This is a genomic window from Rhodococcus sp. 05-2255-3B1, assembly GCF_002258545.1.
Taxonomy (GTDB): Bacteria; Actinomycetota; Actinomycetes; order Mycobacteriales; family Mycobacteriaceae; genus Rhodococcoides.
On record NZ_NOZC01000036.1, the window covers coordinates 36,165 to 51,400 of the forward strand.

At 64.1% G+C, this 15,236-nt stretch carries 14 protein-coding genes; 4 read left to right on the forward strand and 10 right to left on the reverse strand.

The genetic code is table 11. The features are described 5' to 3' along the window. Window positions 1-104: 104 nt before the first annotated feature. The 5 genes from CH249_RS21140 to CH249_RS21160 all read right to left on the reverse strand — a co-directional run bounded on the left by CH249_RS21140 (window position 105) and on the right by CH249_RS21160 (window position 7,359). Window positions 105-2,168 carry an AMP-binding protein gene (locus tag CH249_RS21140; protein ID WP_032398500.1) on the reverse strand — a complete coding sequence of 688 codons (2,064 nt, stop codon included), beginning with the start codon at window positions 2,166-2,168 and terminating at the stop codon, window positions 105-107. 186 nt (window positions 2,169-2,354) lie between these two features. Next, on the reverse strand, window positions 2,355-3,959 hold the full coding sequence (locus CH249_RS21145; RefSeq protein WP_094682739.1) for a DASS family sodium-coupled anion symporter: 1,605 nt from the start codon (window positions 3,957-3,959) through the stop codon (window positions 2,355-2,357). An 84-nt stretch (window positions 3,960-4,043) separates the two neighbouring features. Continuing rightward, window positions 4,044-4,397, reverse strand: a complete 354-nt coding sequence (locus CH249_RS28640; protein WP_306436632.1) for an alanine:cation symporter family protein — start codon at window positions 4,395-4,397, stop codon at window positions 4,044-4,046. Between the two features lie 232 nt (window positions 4,398-4,629). Then, entirely contained in the window at window positions 4,630-5,964 is a 1,335-nt protein-coding gene (locus CH249_RS21155; RefSeq protein WP_094682910.1) for an NAD(P)/FAD-dependent oxidoreductase, read from the reverse strand. A 30-nt stretch (window positions 5,965-5,994) separates the two neighbouring features. Next, a complete protein-coding gene (locus tag CH249_RS21160; RefSeq protein WP_094682740.1) occupies window positions 5,995-7,359 on the reverse strand; it encodes a serine/threonine-protein kinase in 1,365 nt (454 codons plus the stop codon). A gap of 186 nt (window positions 7,360-7,545) precedes the next feature. On the opposite strand from CH249_RS21160, the gene CH249_RS21165 reads away from it, so the two are divergent. The 4 genes from CH249_RS21165 (at window position 7,546) to CH249_RS21180 (ending at window position 12,441) form a co-directional block, all read left to right on the forward strand. Beyond that, window positions 7,546-8,763 carry an EAL domain-containing protein gene (locus CH249_RS21165; RefSeq protein ID WP_256988399.1) on the forward strand — a complete coding sequence of 406 codons (1,218 nt, stop codon included), beginning with the start codon at window positions 7,546-7,548 and terminating at the stop codon, window positions 8,761-8,763. A gap of 92 nt (window positions 8,764-8,855) precedes the next feature. Next, complete coding sequence (locus CH249_RS21170) at window positions 8,856-10,400, forward strand: sodium:alanine symporter family protein (protein WP_094647862.1); 1,545 nt, start codon at window positions 8,856-8,858, stop codon at window positions 10,398-10,400. A 120-nt stretch (window positions 10,401-10,520) separates the two neighbouring features. Beyond that, a complete protein-coding gene (locus CH249_RS21175) occupies window positions 10,521-11,156 on the forward strand; it encodes a GyrI-like domain-containing protein (protein ID WP_094682742.1) in 636 nt (211 codons plus the stop codon). 13 nt (window positions 11,157-11,169) lie between these two features. Further along, on the forward strand, window positions 11,170-12,441 hold the full coding sequence (locus CH249_RS21180) for an MFS transporter (protein ID WP_094682911.1): 1,272 nt from the start codon (window positions 11,170-11,172) through the stop codon (window positions 12,439-12,441). A gap of 15 nt (window positions 12,442-12,456) precedes the next feature. Here the strand turns inward: CH249_RS21180 and CH249_RS21185 are convergent, their stop codons facing one another. From CH249_RS21185 to CH249_RS21205, 5 genes are all read right to left on the reverse strand, one after another. Further along, window positions 12,457-12,879: a VOC family protein gene (locus tag CH249_RS21185; protein ID WP_032398156.1), complete on the reverse strand. Its 423-nt coding sequence runs from the start codon at window positions 12,877-12,879 to the stop codon at window positions 12,457-12,459. 96 nt (window positions 12,880-12,975) lie between these two features. Continuing rightward, window positions 12,976-13,269, reverse strand: coding sequence for a transcriptional regulator (locus CH249_RS21190; protein WP_094629422.1), 294 nt, complete (start codon window positions 13,267-13,269; stop codon window positions 12,976-12,978). Further along, window positions 13,266-13,685, reverse strand: a complete 420-nt coding sequence (locus CH249_RS21195) for a hypothetical protein (protein ID WP_094629423.1) — start codon at window positions 13,683-13,685, stop codon at window positions 13,266-13,268. Before CH249_RS21195 ends, CH249_RS21190 begins: the two co-directional genes overlap by 4 nt. Window positions 13,686-13,735: 50 nt before the next feature. Continuing rightward, window positions 13,736-14,026, reverse strand: a complete 291-nt coding sequence (locus tag CH249_RS21200; protein ID WP_032398153.1) for a hypothetical protein — start codon at window positions 14,024-14,026, stop codon at window positions 13,736-13,738. A gap of 19 nt (window positions 14,027-14,045) precedes the next feature. Next, window positions 14,046-15,197 (reverse strand): FAD-binding oxidoreductase, encoded by a 1,152-nt coding sequence (locus CH249_RS21205; protein ID WP_094647865.1) that lies wholly within the window; start codon window positions 15,195-15,197, stop codon window positions 14,046-14,048. Window positions 15,198-15,236 lie beyond the last annotated feature (39 nt).

Below are 15,236 nucleotides of genomic sequence, written 5' to 3' on the forward strand. Positions count from 1 at the left end.
TCACGGCGTCGGTTGTGACGCAGGTCCGAACGCGATCCAGCTCGCGGCTGTCGGCATCGAGAGTGACCGAGCGTGCATCGCCGGCCGTGCCTTCGAACGGAACGTCACATCCCAGCGGCGGTGGGCGGCTCGATCAGCATTCTCTTGATCACCTTGCCGGTCGCGGTTCGGGGCAGTTCGTCGAGGAACGTGATGTCGCGGGGAACGCAGAAGCGGCTCAAACGATTTCGAATGTAGGCGCGCACCATGTCCGCATCGAGGCCGGCCGACCCACGGCCGACGACGAATGCGGCCAAACGCTGCCCGTATTCGGGGTCGGGCACACCGACGACCGCGACCTCGCCGACCTGCGGAAGATTGGCGATGGCATCCTCGACGGGGCCCGGAAAGACGTTCTCGCCTCCGGAGATGATCATCTCGTCGTCCCTGCCGCAGACGAACAACCGTCCGTTGCAGTCGATGTACCCGAGATCGCCGGTGTCCATCAGGGCAGCTCCGCGGGCGGACGCCGTCGACGGCGGCGCGGCGTTGGTGTACCCGTCGAACAGCATGTCGTTGCCGACGAATATTCGGCCGAGGGTCCCCATTGGAACAGCAGTACCGTCCGCGTCGAGCACCGCCACAGTCGTACCAAGGGGAGGGCGTCCGGCGGTCGCCGGCGCAGCGCGAAGGTCTTCGGGAGTCGCGATCGTGGCCCACGAGACCTCGGTGGACCCGTAGAAGTTGTAGAGGACGTCACCGAAGACGTCCATGAAGCGGCTGACGGTCGACCCTGTCAATGCCGATCCACTGCACGCGACGACCCGGAGGCTCGAGGTGTCGTAACGTGAGCGCACCTCGTCGGGCAGGTCGAGTATCCGCTGCAGCATGATCGGAACCGCGATCAACGAGGTACATCTGTGCGCCTCGATCGCCCGCAGGCAGTCCTCCGGATCGAATCGGTCCAGGAGGACCACAGTGGCTCGCAGGGGAGTACTGATCTGCAATGCCGCCAGCCCCCAGCTGTGGAACATCGGTGCCGCGATCAACATCCTCTCGTTCATCCGAAGGGGCATGCGAGACAGCATGGCTGCCACGGTTCCGAAGCCCTTCGGCGTGGGCCGAACCGCCCCCTTCGGTGAGCCGCTGGTACCGGAGGTCAACACGACAACCGACCCGGGGCGGTCCGGCCTGGTGAACGTGGCGGACGGGGCTGCGACGAAATGCTCGAGGGTGCGTCGACGCGGAACGGCGGTATGGGAAGACAGACTCACCCGAGTCACGTGGTCGGGCAGATAGCGCACCATCGAATCGAACTCGTCGTCGACGAACAGCATTCGGAGCTGGTGGCGGGCGGCGATCGTCTCGATCTGTCGGGCAGCGAGACCGGTGTTGAGAAGCACCACCTCGACGCCGAGCATGCCGCACGCGACGGTGCACTCGATCATCGCCGAGTGGTTTCGAGCCAGAATCCCGACGGTGCTTCCGGGGCTGATTCCGGACGCGTCGAGACCCGCTGCGATGCGGTGCGAACGGTGGTGGATCTCCGCGAAAGTACGGGTTCCTCGGTCGTCTATCAGGGCGATCTCGTTCGGCGACTTCGCTGCTGCGGCCGCGAAACCGCCGCCGAGGGTGAAACCCCATTTGGCCAGCGAGTTCAGCTGTCGGTACGCGCGGTCGGGACGTGCAGCACGAATGACACCGGTTCCCACCATCGTCTTCATGATCGCCAGCGGCAGCGACCGCGAATCGCCGGTGTTGGTCACGATCGACGTCGAGGTTCCGGAAAGGGAGTTCTCGAGACGGCGCAGACCACCCATCACCCAATCGACCACTGCGCGGTTGTTCTCGGGCTGGGGTGAGTAGGACCCGCCGAGCCCCGCCCTGAAGACGGTGACATCGATCTTGGTCTCACCGGCCGCGCGCGCAGTCAGGGTGAATCTGACGAATCCGCCGGACTCGACATGCTCGATGGTGATGATCGGCCGGTTGCGTCTGTCCACCACCAGGTCGAGGGCGTGCTCGACACCGTTGACTCCGCACAGGTAGCCGGCCGTGGACTCACGGAGTGTGCAGTGGTCGAGCCCGGGGAAGTAGCGTGGAAACAACTCGACCGCGCTCAAGACACCGCATACCTGCTCGATGTCGTGCTCGAAGACCATGTTGCAGTCGATGACGTCCGAGACCATGTTCCACCCCCGTGCCTTGCCGAGTCGACGGCAACGCCGACGCAGCACCGACCAGGGGATGGCGGCGCGCACCTGGAACGGGTCATCCGCCTGGATGAAGTCGTCATCGTAAACCCGGTGCACGGTTGTGCGGGCGAAATCGGCCGAAGTCGATCTCGAATCGTTCGACTTCTTCTGTACAGAGCGTCAGAACTGAATGCCGAGCGACCACGCGAACACCGTGTACGCGGCGATGGTGATCAGTGAGATGGCGATCAGATTGAGCCAGAAACCGCCTCGCATCATCTGGCCGATCGTGATGTAGCCACTGGCGTAGGACACCGCGTTCGGCGGAGTCGCCACGGGCAACATGAACGCGCAGGTGGCCGCGAGCGCTACCGGAACGGTCAGAACCAGAATATCGATGTTCATGCCCATCGCGACGCCACCTGCCACCGGAAGGAACGTCGCGGCCGTCGCGGTGTTGCTGGTGATCTCGGTCAGGAAGATGATCGCGGCCGTGGCGACGACGACCAACATGACCACCGGAATGGTGTCGAGGCCACCTGCGACGCTGCCGATCCAGTCCGTCAGGCCGCTCGACTCGAACTGGGCCGACAGGGCGAGCCCGCCGCCGAACAGCAGCAACACGCCCCAGGGCAGCTTGACAGCGGTCTCCCAGTCGATCAGGCGGACGCCCTTCTTGCTTCCGCTGGGTAGCAGGAACAGCAGCAGTGCTGCTGTCATGGCGATCCCGGTGTCGGAGATCGGGGCATCGTCGAAGATCAGCGGAACGGCCACCCACGACACTGCCGCCAGGGAGAAGACGATCGCGACCCGGATCTCACCCTGCGACATCCTGCCCAGGGCGTCGAGCTCACCTCTGATCAGCTGCTTGCCACCGGGTATGTCGTCGATCTCCGGCTTGAACATCACGTGGGTCAACAGGAACCAGGCGATCACGAGCAGGATCACGGCGAGCGGAACACCGGCGATCATCCACTGGAGGAACCCGATCGTGATTCCCTGCCCCTCCAGGTAGCCCACCAGCAGAGTGTTGGGTGGAGTGCCGATGATGGTTCCGAGCGAGCCTATCGACGCGGCATAGGCGATGCCGAGCATCAGAGCGGTCCCGAAGTTGCTCTTGATGACGGCCTGGGTGATGGTGTCGTCGTCGGGGGCGGAGTCAGCACCGGTGCCGGGCACCGCTCCGGCCTTCTTGCCGATGTCGAGAACCAGAACCAGCACCGAGACACCGATCGGAATCATCATGACGGCGGTGGCCGTGTTGGACACCCACATCGACAGAAAGCCTGTCGCGATCATGAACCCGGCGATCACCATCGTCGGTTTGGTGCCCATCGCGTCGACGGTCAACAGGGCTATACGTCGGTGCAGATTCCACCGTTGCATGGCCAGCGCCAGGAGGAATCCGCCCATGAACAGGAAGATGATGTTGTTGCCGTAGGAAGCTCCGACATCGTTGACGGCGACATCGGAATCGAAGACCGGAAAGATGACCAGGGGAAGCAGTGCGGTTGCCGGGATGGGCACCGCCTCCGTCATCCACCAGATACCCATCAAGACGGCGGTGCCTGCGGTCAGCCGCGCTGGATGCGCTACGTCATCGGGGAGAATCAGGTACACGAGGATGGCCAACAGGATGCCTGCGCCGAGGCCGACCCATTGACGCTTGCGGCGACCGGGCTGCACTTCGGCTTCTCGTTCTCCGGCCGATCTCTGATCCACCTCGTCGAAGTCGTGGCCTTCGGATGAGCGCCCGGCCTTCTCCTCGTCGCCGACCTGCGTCATGGATCCTCCTCGGTGTGGACGTTTCATCACCCTAACGCGTGAAATGTCCGAAAGGTCCGACTTGGCTGGGGCCGGTGTCGACGCTTACCGCGCGACGTCGGGCTTGTTCATCGTCGGGTCGTTGTCGAGCACCGGATCCCACACGTCGCCGGGGAGGTCGCCCGGCAGATGACTGTTGCCGCGTCCGACGAATTTGTCTTCGCGACCCTCGCGCCGCATGGCCTCGAAGTCCGCCAGCGCACCGAAGGCCCATTTACCCAAGGCCGGGCCACCACGAAAGCTGCCATAGGGATTGCGCACCTTGTACATCTGCGCCAGAGTCGCCTCGACGAACGCAGTCGCCATGCCGACCACCGCAACCAGCCACATCCAGAAGATCGCGCCCGGTCCACCGAGAGTGATGGCGATGGCTACGCCGGCGATGTTTCCCGTACCCACCCGAGATGCCAGACCGACGCAGAATGCCTGGAACGCGGAGATTCCGCCCTCGGCTTCGATCGAGATCCGCCGATCGACTCGAACATCGAAGGCAGCAACCGGACCTGGACGAACGTGGTGCGGACGGTGAAGTACAGCCCGACGCCGATCGACAGATAGATGTGAAAAACGCTGTAGAGATGGTCTGCCGAGAAATCCACAACTGAACTGACGGTATCCACGGTGCCATCCGTCACTCCTCGGTAGCACCCCAGATATCTCGGTAGGGAATCGGACGCCCCAGAATCCGTTCTGCTGCACGATGTCCCGACTTCAACGCCGCGGTGACCGTTGCCGGATCATCGGTCCACGTTGCTTCACCGGCGAGGTGAAGTACATCGCCGATCGGAGTGGCCAGTTCGTCGTGATCGCGCGTACGTGAACCCACCGTCATGTACGAGTACGAACCGTGGGAGAACGGATCGTCCTGCCAGCGAGTGACATACACGCTGTCCGGCGTAGCGACACGGTCACCGTACAGGCCACGTAGTGCCTCGAGAACCGAGTCCGCGATGCGCTCGTCCGACCAGTGCCGGATCTGCTGAGCGCACGCGCCCGCTGCGAACGTCAGAAGCGTCGGACGCCCCGGCGGCATGGTGACGTCGTACCAGGAGTGCCACCAGCGCCCGGCTTCGCCCTGCTGCCGCACGGCGTAGACGTTCTCGTCCCAGAACTTGGTGGGGAACCGGATGAACACCTTCTCGAAGGCATTCATCTCCAATCGTTCCAGGGCACCCGAAACGGGTTCCGGCAGAGGAGGTTCCACCGTGAGCGCCGGGGACTTCAGTACGCCGATCGGCACCGTCACCACAGCGCGCTCGGCCGAGAACCTCCCGGACCCGGTATCGACCAGAACTCCGTCTCGACCCCACCGGACCTGCGTCACAACATGCTCGAGTCGAACATCGAGCCCCTCGGCCAGCCGAACGGCCAATTCGTCGTAACCATCCGGGAACACGACTTCGTCGCCCTCGATGGCGTCGTCGTCCAAACCGTGCGCGTCGAGGAGATCCTTTCCTACCCCCAACTGTTCCTCGGCTCGATGTCCCAGGAACTCACGAACTCGTTCGAGTCGATCGTCGTCCCAATCCAGTTGCGTCAGAGTTGCTTCCACCGCGTCACCGAACGACGTTCCGGGGGGCGAATTCGCGATGGTCGTCGCGAACAGTTCGTCGAAGTGGTGAACGTCGGCACCGAACTGGGCGGCGGCCGCATCGCTCAACCTGGTCCCGGTAGGGGAGTAGTACGCGATGGGCCTGCCGTCCGGCTGGTAGCTACCGACAGTGAATTCGACGGTCCGCATTCCGAAAGCGTGTACTGCATCGGCGAGGGGGTTGTCGTCTGTTCCGTGAATCCAGGACGCTCCGACGTCGAGGGTGCCTTCGTCGGTGCGCAGTGTCCGGACGCGACCGCCTACGCGATCTCTGGCCTCGAGAACGACGACGCGCTGACCGGCGCGATGCAGGAGTGTCGCAACCACCAAGCCGGAAATACCTGCTCCCACCACGAGGGTATCGACGTGTGTCACCGTCACTCCTGTCTGTCGACGGCCGCGGGGTCAGTTTCCTCGGCCGGAATTGCCGTTGCCGTTGCCACTGTTTCCGTTGCTGTTCCTGTTCGCGTTGCCGTTTCCCGAATTGCCGGGGCTCTTGTTGCCCTTCTCCGAGTTCCCGCTGCCGTTCCCCGAGCTTCCTTTGTCGTCACCCGGCGGTAGCGGGGCCGGCGCAGCGGGCTCGGTCGGAAGCGAATTCGTCGTGGGTCCGGGAGCAGGCTCAGGTGGGTTCGAGAGCACTGGAATCGGGCTCGCAGGTGCGGGCGCGGGCGTTGTGGGCACCGCCGCGGGCGACTGCACAAGCGTCGGCGTCGACGGTGACAGGGGCTCCGGCTCCTCGCCCGTGCCGACTGCGACCCAGAGGATCGCTGCGCCCAGCGAGACGAACAGAGCCGCTGCTCCCGGAACGATCCATCGACGGCGTGGAGGTTCCGCTTCGGTCGACGCTGAAACTGCTGGGGGCGCAACCGTGTTCACAGTTTCCATTGGAATCGCGGCGGTGCGGGGAATAGATGTCGTGCTTCGCGAGAGCCCACGCAACCGGTGGGCGACCGCAGCTGCGGCCGGTCGATCCTCCGGCCGTCTCGATGTCATCTCCGTCAACAACGCGTGCCAGTCCGATCCGAGCCCCTCGGGAACGGCGGGATCGCGGTGTAGACGCGCCACCGCCGCAGCCACCGCGCTTCCCTCGAATGCCATTGTGCCGGTCAGGCATTCGATGAGAACCAGCCCGAGCGTGTAGATGTCCGTCGGGGGACCTGCAGAGGTACCTGTCGCCTGCTCCGGGCTGAGGTAGTGCGCAGTACCGACTGTGGTGCCGTGCTCGGTGAGTCGTTCGGCGTCGACGATACGAGCGATGCCGAAGTCGGCAAGTTTGGCGCACTGTCCCATCGATACGTCCGGAGCATGCGCAAGGAGGATGTTGGCCGGTTTGATGTCGCGATGCACCACACCCTGACCGTGGATGTAGGCGAGAGCCTCCGCCAGCTCGTATCCGATCCGAGCGACGTGGGCGGTGTCCATCGTTCGGCTCCGGCGATACGCGCTCAGAGTCGGACCGTCGACCAGCTCCATCACCAGGTACGGCACGGGCACCCCGCTCGGATCGAGCGCAGTGCCCGCGTCGTACAGCGTCACCAGACCCGGGTGCGACAGCGACGCGAGAGTCCGTATTTCTGCATCGATGCGTTGGGCGGTGTCGGGGGGCTCGCCGTGGCGGAATATCTTCACCGCTACGGATCGGCCGAGAACGTGGTCGTCGGCGTGCACGACGTCGGCCATTCCGCCGCGCCCCAGGATCGTGCCCAGTCGGTATCGACCCGCGAAGAGGCGGTCGTGAGGGGTATGAGGACGTGAGTCCGCTCCCACCATCGGTCACCGCCGTTCCTCGAGTCCTCGGAGCACCATATAACCAACGAACAGACGCGCAGACCGCAGTCGGGTGTCGACATCAGGGTGCGGTCGGGCATGATGATGCCCCGGGTGGGGACCGATCGATCAGTATCGAGGGAGGGTCCACCCATGCATCGATCCTCGGCGAGTGCGGAGATTTCGCCGATGTCGGTCCGGATCACGTCGGTCTACCAGCCGATCGTGACGCTGGACGGACGCGCCGTCGTGGGGTACGAAGCCTTGGTGCGGACCTGCGGAGGTGTTGCGCCGATTTCGCCGCCGGAACTGTTGGGCGTGGCGCGGGCACAGGGCGTCACTGCCGATTTCGATTGGCGCTGCCGAATCAGCGCGTTGCGCGGTGCCTTCGAGTCCGGCTATCCCGACCAGCTCGCACTGTTCGTCAATGCCGAACCCATCGCCCTCGATGCACCGCCTCCACGGGACTATCTACCGATTCTCGAGGACGCGTCGCGGCTGTCCATCATCGTCGAAATCACCGAGCGAGACCTGATGGGTGATCCGGCCGGTCTGCTGAGGGCGGCCGAACACGCTCGAAACCTGGGGTGGCGAGTCGCCATCGACGATGTGGGGGCGGATTCTTCCAGCCTCGCCCTGATCCCACTGCTGCGTCCCGACGTGATCAAGCTGGACATGGAACTCGTACAGGGGCGCTCGAGCAACGAGACCGCCGCCATCGTTGCCGCTGTCGCCGCCGAGGCCGAGCGCACCGGTGCCCTGGTTCTGGCCGAAGGGATCGAGACCGAGCATCACGAGAGTTGTGCGCTCGCCATGGGTGCCGTGCTGGGGCAGGGATATCTCTACGGGGCACCGGAGGCTCTTCCGGATTTCGGCGAGGTGCAGGGGCCGGTCCGATCGCTCGATCCGACTGGAACGCTGACCGTGCGTGCCCCCGTTGCGGTCACGCCCTACGGGCTCACCCATGCTCTCGGCGCCCGCAGGCACGCGGATTCGACACTGCTCGACGCCATCGAGAACAGCCTGTTGCACAGTGCGTACGGCACCGGTTCCTCGACCGTCGTACTGGCGACCGTCAGTGCGTCCACCGGCCTGACGCCTGCGCGCGAGGCGATCTTCGAGGACCTCGCCGCACGTACTGCGCTGATGGCCGTCTTCGACTCGAGTGCCGCGTCGCCGGAATCAGGTTTCCGGAAAGTGTTCGTGGACGCGGACGAACCGTTGGCACTGGAACGTTCGATCGTGATCGTGGCTCCGATGTCGAGCGTGGCGCTCATCGCGGTCGAGCGAGGAGCGGCCGAGGACGGCACCCCGATGTACGACTACCGCCTCACCTACGACCGTCATGTCGTACTGGATGCTGCAACGGTGCTTCTGAGACGGATACCGGCCAGATCTGCGATGTGAGTCCGCGGGCTCCTCGTCAAGATCAAGTAAATTGTTGCCCGAAATTCGGTAAATCACGTCTTCGGCCGTCCCCGTGCTGTTCACTCGAAGCCATGAGCTCTCACCCCCTCGCAACCGATTTATTGGCCGCGGACGGAGGCACGATCAGCTCCATCGAGACGGCGATCAACAATGCCTTCGATCCGATCTCCGCTGCCGTGTCGAATGTCGTCTTCTTCACCGTGAATATCGGTGGAGCCGCTGTTCCATTGATCGTCCTGTGGCTCATCGTCGGAGCCGTCATCTTCACGGTGGCGTTCAAGTTCATCCAGGTCCGCGGAATCAAGAGAGCGTTGATTCTGGTCAGCGGCAAGGAGGACGAGGCAGACGCGCCAGGAGAAGTCAGTCACTTCAGAGCCCTCACCGCCGCGGTGTCCGGAACCGTCGGGCTCGGCAACATCGCCGGTGTCGCCGTCGCAGTGACGCTCGGTGGCCCCGGCGCGACCCTGTGGATGATCCTCGCCGGCTTGCTGGGTATGGCATCGAAGTTCGTCGAGTGCACGCTCGGTGTGAAGTACCGAGACATCAACGAGGACGGCACCGTCTCCGGTGGGCCGATGAAATACCTGACCAAGGGTCTCGCGGAGCGGGGACTCGCCAAGGTCGGCAAGGTCATGGCCGTCTTCTACGCCATCGTCATCACGTTCTTCGCGATCAGCGGCGGCAACATGTTCCAGGCCAATCAGACCTACGCGCAGGTCCGCTCGGTCACCGGTGGTGAGGACGGATTCCTCGGCTCCGACGGAGCAAAAGCCGTATTCGGTATCGTCGTCGCACTGATCATCGGACTGGTCATCATCGGCGGCATGAAATCGATCTCGGCGGTGACCGCCAAGCTCGTACCGACCATGGCGCTGATCTACATCGTGGCGTGCGGCGTCGTCATCGCCGTCAACTTCCGTTCGGTCCCCACGGCATTCACCGCGATCTTCGAAGGTGCGTTCTCACCCGAGGGTGTGGCCGGCGGCGTACTCGGCGTCATGATCATCGGATTCCAGCGCGCCGCGTTCTCGAACGAGGCCGGACTGGGTTCGGCGGCCATCGCGCACTCGGCCGTCAAGACCAGGCATCCGGTCACCGAGGGCTTCGTGGCCATGCTCGAGCCCTTCATCGACACGGTCGTCATCTGTACCGCGACGGCATTGACCATCGTGATCGCCAACACCGTCACCTGGCAGGACCAGCGGGCGATCGTCGCCGAGACAGGTGAGCTTCCCGCCGGAGGCGTCACCCTCACCTCCGACGCTTTCGAGACGGTGCTGCCGTGGTTCCCGTACGTGCTGACTGTCGCGGTGGCACTGTTCGCTCTGTCCACCGCAATCACCTGGGCCTACTACGGACTGCAGGCATGGACGTCGTTGTTCGGACGGAGCCGCTTCTCGCGCACCTTCTTCAACGTGATGTTCTGCATGTTCACCGTCATCGGAACCGTGTTGTCCCTCGGTTCCGTGCTCGATTTCGCCGATGCGACGCTGTTCCTGCTGGCGCTGGTCAACATCACGGGCCTGTACCTGCTCTTGCCGGTGGTCAAGCGCGAACTCTCCGATTACCTGGCGATGCGCCGAGGCGAGCCGGACAAGGTCGACGCCGGGGTGTGACAGATCGGACGAACCGACATCGACGAGACCGGGCGGTATCGGTCTCGTCGATGTCGGTTGTCGGGTATCTCTTGGACCGATGTTTCGCAGTATTCGACAGTGGTGGTAACCGGGGGCCGAATGACGAAAGTCGATTTCAAGAAAACGTTCGACGCATACTCTGCGCAGCACAACATCTTTCGTACCCTTGTCGTTCCGCCGCTGACCTACCTGATGATCGACGGACACGGCGATCCGAACACCGCTCCGCAGTACACCGAAGCAATCGGGGCGCTCTACCCCGTGGCCTATGCACTGAAGTTCGCCAGCAAGAACACCCTCGACCGCGACTATGTCGTTCCGCCGCTCGAGGCTCTGTGGTGGGCCGAGAACATGGCCTCGTTCACGACCGCCCGCAACAAGGCCGAGTGGAATTGGACGGCCATGATCATGGTGCCCGACTGGATCGACCGTCGGATGTTCGACGTGGCGAAGGCGTCCGCGGAAGCGAAGAGCACCTCGGATGCGTCGAGCAGAATTCGACTGGAGACTCTCGACGAGGGGCTGTGCGTGCAGACGCTGCATGTCGGGTCCTACGACGACGAGACGCCGGTACTCGACGAACTCCATCACCGATACATTCCCAGTTCTGGAATGACGATGACCGGCAAACATCACGAGATCTATCTCAGCGATCCGCGCAGGGTGGAGCCGACGAAGCTGCGCACCATCCTCCGCCAGCCGGTGGCGCGTTCGGCGGAGTCGGCGTCGCTCTGACACGATGACCGGCATGACCAATGCGGTGCGTCCGGCATCGTTCACCGCCGGGACTCTGACTCTCCTGGGTGCGCTCTACTTCGCACAGGGACTGCCGTTCGGATTCTTCACCCAGGCCCTACCTGTCGTCCTCCGGGAGTCGGGCTTCTCCTTGGTGAAGATCAGCGCGACCGGTGTGCTGTTTCTCCCGTGGGCGCTGAAATTTCTCTGGGCTCCGTACGTCGATCGGTACGGATCGAGGCGACGGTGGCTGTTGTCGCTGCAGTGTTCGGCCGCGGCGGTGGCACTGGCGTTGTCGTTCCTCGATCTGTCCTCGACACTGCGTTGGCTGTTCGTCGGAATCTTCGTCATGAATGCTCTCTCGGCGACGCAGGACATCGCGACCGACGGTATCGCGGTGCGTACGCTCAGCGCGGCGCAGCGCGGGTTGGGCAACGGTCTGCAGGTCGGTGCCTACCGCATCGGGATGGTGTGCGGCGGCGGACTGCTGTTGTGGCTGTTCACCTTTGCCGGATGGCGGGTGCTGTTCGTCGCGATGGCACTGCTCATCGTGCTGACGACTGTTCCGGTGTGGTGGATGCGGACGCAACTGGACGCTGCAGACGCCGAATCCGACCGAGCGGCCGAGCCGGAAACGCCGGTGCGGCTGGCGGTTGCCTGGTGGTCCCGACTGCGTAGGCCCGGCATGGTTGCGTTCATCCTGCTTATCATCGGCTTCAAGTTCGGTAACTCGATGGGCTCGGCCCTCGTGGGTCCGTTCCTGTCGGACAGTGGACTGTCATTGCCCCAGATAGCGCTGGTCGAGGGCGGTCTGTCGTCGGTGGCTGCGCTCGGGGGAGCCGCACTGGGGGCATGGTTGTCATTTCGACACGGACGGCGTCGGGCGCTGCTGGTCGGCGGGGTGAGTCAAACGCTCAGCCTTGCCCTGTATGTCGTCGCCTCCCTGGGAGTCGGCGGCTTCCCACTTCTGGTCACCGCCAACATCACCGAACACGTCCTCGGTGGTGCGGCCACGGTGGCGGTGTTCGCCCTGATGATGGACGCGTCCGAGAAGCGTTTCGCGGGAAGCGATTACACGCTGATGGCGTGCGCAATCGTCTTCGCGCAGGGCGCAGCCGGGATCGCAGCCGGTGTGGTCGGCGACCTGTTCGGCTACACGGCGATGTTCGGCTCCGCGCTCGTCCTGTCCGGTATCGGCTGTGCATTGTTGTTGACGGCACTCGATCGAGGCTGGGGGCCCGACGGTCTCCGACAGGTGGTCCCGCCGAAGAACCTCGTCCGCTAGCGGCGGAAGCCGTACTCAGCTCTCGCTGGGGGATCCGGCGATGTTGACCATCCACTGCACACCGAACTTGTCGGTCAACATACCGAAGGTGTCGCCCCACGGGGCCTTGTCGAGACCCATCGTGAACTGCGCGTCGACGGCCAACGCGTTCCAGTAGCTCGTCAGTTCGTCCTCCTCGTCGCCGCTGAGCGAGACGCTCATGGTGTTCCCGGGCGTGTGCTCCATCGACGACGGCGTGTCGGCTCCCATCAGAGTGAACCCGTTCGGGGTGGTCAACTGGCCGTGCATGATCTTGTCCCGGTCAGCGGGATCCTCGCTGGCGTTGGCCTCGCCGAGCGTGGTGACGGTCAGCTCGCCACCGAAGACCGACCGATAGAACTCCATCGCCTCGCGCGCGTTGTCTCGGAACGACAGATAGGGGTTGAGAATGGACATGATCGAAGTCTCCTTCTTCCGATGAACGAGCGGGCTGAACTACGACGGGATCCGTCGAATCAGTAGACCCGCACCGCGGGGGAAAGTCACCGCAGAAGATCAGATGGATGCGTCGGTGTCGGCAACAATGGCGCGCAGTGCGGCCACGTGACGTCGATAGGCCGTTCTACCGTCCTTGGTCAACGACAACCACAGTCGCCGCGAGTCCGTCCGTGATCGCTGCTGCTCGACGTATCCCGCATCGACCAGAGCAGCGACCTGTTTGCTCAGCGCCGATGCGCTCAACCCGCTGTGTTCCTTGACGATCGCCAGTTCCACCGTTGTCGCAGCGGCCAGAAGGGCACAGATTCGGAGCCGGTGGGCCGGGTGAATGATCGGATCGAGATCGCTCATCGACGCGTACTGCGGTAGTGCAGAATCGATCCGATCGAGTAGATCGACGCGGCTGCTGCCGCCAGCAGAAAAACCGGCCAGGCCGGTCCGCTGGGATCACCGACAGCCTGCGCCAGCGCGACGGAGAAACCCGACAGCGCGACACAGGTGAGGAAGCCGCGGTCGGTGGGTAGGGCCCACGGCGTCCCCATCCGATATCCGGTGACGACGTTGACCGCGATGATCACCGCGGCGACACCCAGGAACGCGACCCGGCTGTCGAGAAGGGCGGTCAGTGCGAACATCGCGAGCAGCGCGGCGTTGACCGGATACAGCCATACCGGCCACGGAGTGTCTCGTACTGCGCGCTGAACTCGATCGATGTCGTCGAGAGCCGTTCGGGCTTCGGCAGGTGTGGGCTCTCCGATGCTTTCCATAGTGGAAACTGTATTGGATAGTTTCCACTATGGCAACCATCAGGCGGATGTCAGGTGTCGGACGGCCTCGCCACTTCCGATTCCCATCGGGCCCGTCGCTCGTCGTCCGACTGCTCCCACCACGGGGTTCCTCGCTCGCCGAGGGCGACTTTGGTGGCCTGCACGCCTGCGCGAGATTCCGGTGCACCCGACGTGCGTTTGACCTCCCTGCGCCACGCCATCAGAATCGACCGCAATTCGGCATTGCGATCCTCCGGGATATCAGGATCCGTTGCGCGCCAACGGCGACCCTTGATCACGATGTAGTGACCGTCCTCGGTGTGTTCCGGTTCTTCGGCCATGGGTCCAGACTGCCATGCGTCAGCTGCTCAGATACTGCGGTACTGGACTTGCGTCGAGCCCGAGCGCCACGGCGGCGCGAGCGGTGACCGGTCCGACCAGATTGCCTGTGCCGTTGTAGCCACCGAATGCGATCACGGTGTCGTCGACCCATGTGCACAGCGGCCGACCGTCGGTGGTGAATCCGACGGACGCGGCCCACCGTGCATCGACCGAGACAGGTTCTCCTGCAAACGATGCCGCGACCGACTCGATGTAGTGCTGAACCTGAGCGGTCGGTTCGCCGGACGGTGTCCATTCGTGCTCGGCAAAGAGGTCACGACCGCCCCCGACATACAGCCGTCCAGACGCGTCCTGTTGCGCGTAGTCGTACCCCCATCGTCCGTACACGGGGCACGGCAGTCGCCCCGGGGTGACGGGCGAGGTCGCGAGCATCTGCAGACGGGCGGTCCGAACCCGTCCGTCGAGCTGGGGGAGTACCTGTTCGAGTCGACCGTCGACGGCTACGAGAACCAGGCCGCATCGAACCACTCCATTCGGCGTCGTGACCGCGCCCGGCTCGATGGCGATTGCGGGCGTGTATTCGTACAGTCGAGCGCGTCCCGCGAGAATCGATGCCAGCCCGAGCGCGCGACGCGCAGGATTCATCACCGCATCGTCCGGTAGGAAGATGCCGTTTCCCAACGCGCCGGAATAGTGCTCGACGGCAACGTCGTTCTCGCGCAAGCACTGTGCCAGCGCGTCGCAGTCCTCCGCATCGGCGAGCTCGCTCGGAGAACCGGGGACTCCCGCGAGCCTGATCGATCCGGTGCGTCGGACGACGTCGGGTCCGAGAAGCCCTTCCAGATTGTCGATCTCCGCCAGAGTCGCTCGATACAGATCCACCGCGCACGGACCCCATGTCGCGAGTGCTGTGTGCAGAAAGGTCGCAGGACCACCGAGCAGGAAGCCGCCGTTCCGGCCCGCAGCGCCGGCTGCGACTCGCCCTGCGTCGATTCCGACCACATCGACACCGCGGTCGAGGAGGTCTGCGACGGCGGCCAGACCCGAGCCTCCCAGGCCGACGACGCAGACGTCGGCGGTGCGGTCATGGTCGAGTGCGGGCAGTCCCGACCAGCCGGACACGATCGGATCGTCGTCCCACGCCGGGCGGGACATGTCGCTGGCGATCATCGGTCGATGGTATCGACGGATTCGGCGCGAGGATGGTTT

Bases quoted from the DNA above. Each gene is read 5' to 3' on its own strand.
- CH249_RS21200 (WP_032398153.1), bottom strand. From the start codon at position 14,026: ATGGCCGAAGAACCGGAACACACCGAGGACGGTCACTACATCGTGATC.
- CH249_RS21180 (WP_094682911.1), top strand. From the start codon at position 11,170: ATGACCAATGCGGTGCGTCCGGCATCGTTCACCGCCGGGACTCTGACT.
- CH249_RS21160 (WP_094682740.1), bottom strand. From the start codon at position 7,359: ATGGTGGGAGCGGACTCACGTCCTCATACCCCTCACGACCGCCTCTTC.
- CH249_RS21145 (WP_094682739.1), bottom strand. From the start codon at position 3,959: ATGACGCAGGTCGGCGACGAGGAGAAGGCCGGGCGCTCATCCGAAGGC.
- CH249_RS21165 (WP_256988399.1), top strand. From the start codon at position 7,546: ATGTCGGTCCGGATCACGTCGGTCTACCAGCCGATCGTGACGCTGGAC.
- CH249_RS21175 (WP_094682742.1), top strand. From the start codon at position 10,521: ATGACGAAAGTCGATTTCAAGAAAACGTTCGACGCATACTCTGCGCAG.
- CH249_RS21170 (WP_094647862.1), top strand. From the start codon at position 8,856: ATGAGCTCTCACCCCCTCGCAACCGATTTATTGGCCGCGGACGGAGGC.
- CH249_RS21205 (WP_094647865.1), bottom strand. From the start codon at position 15,197: ATGATCGCCAGCGACATGTCCCGCCCGGCGTGGGACGACGATCCGATC.
- CH249_RS21195 (WP_094629423.1), bottom strand. From the start codon at position 13,685: ATGGAAAGCATCGGAGAGCCCACACCTGCCGAAGCCCGAACGGCTCTC.
- CH249_RS21190 (WP_094629422.1), bottom strand. From the start codon at position 13,269: ATGAGCGATCTCGATCCGATCATTCACCCGGCCCACCGGCTCCGAATC.
- CH249_RS21140 (WP_032398500.1), bottom strand. From the start codon at position 2,168: ATGGTCTCGGACGTCATCGACTGCAACATGGTCTTCGAGCACGACATC.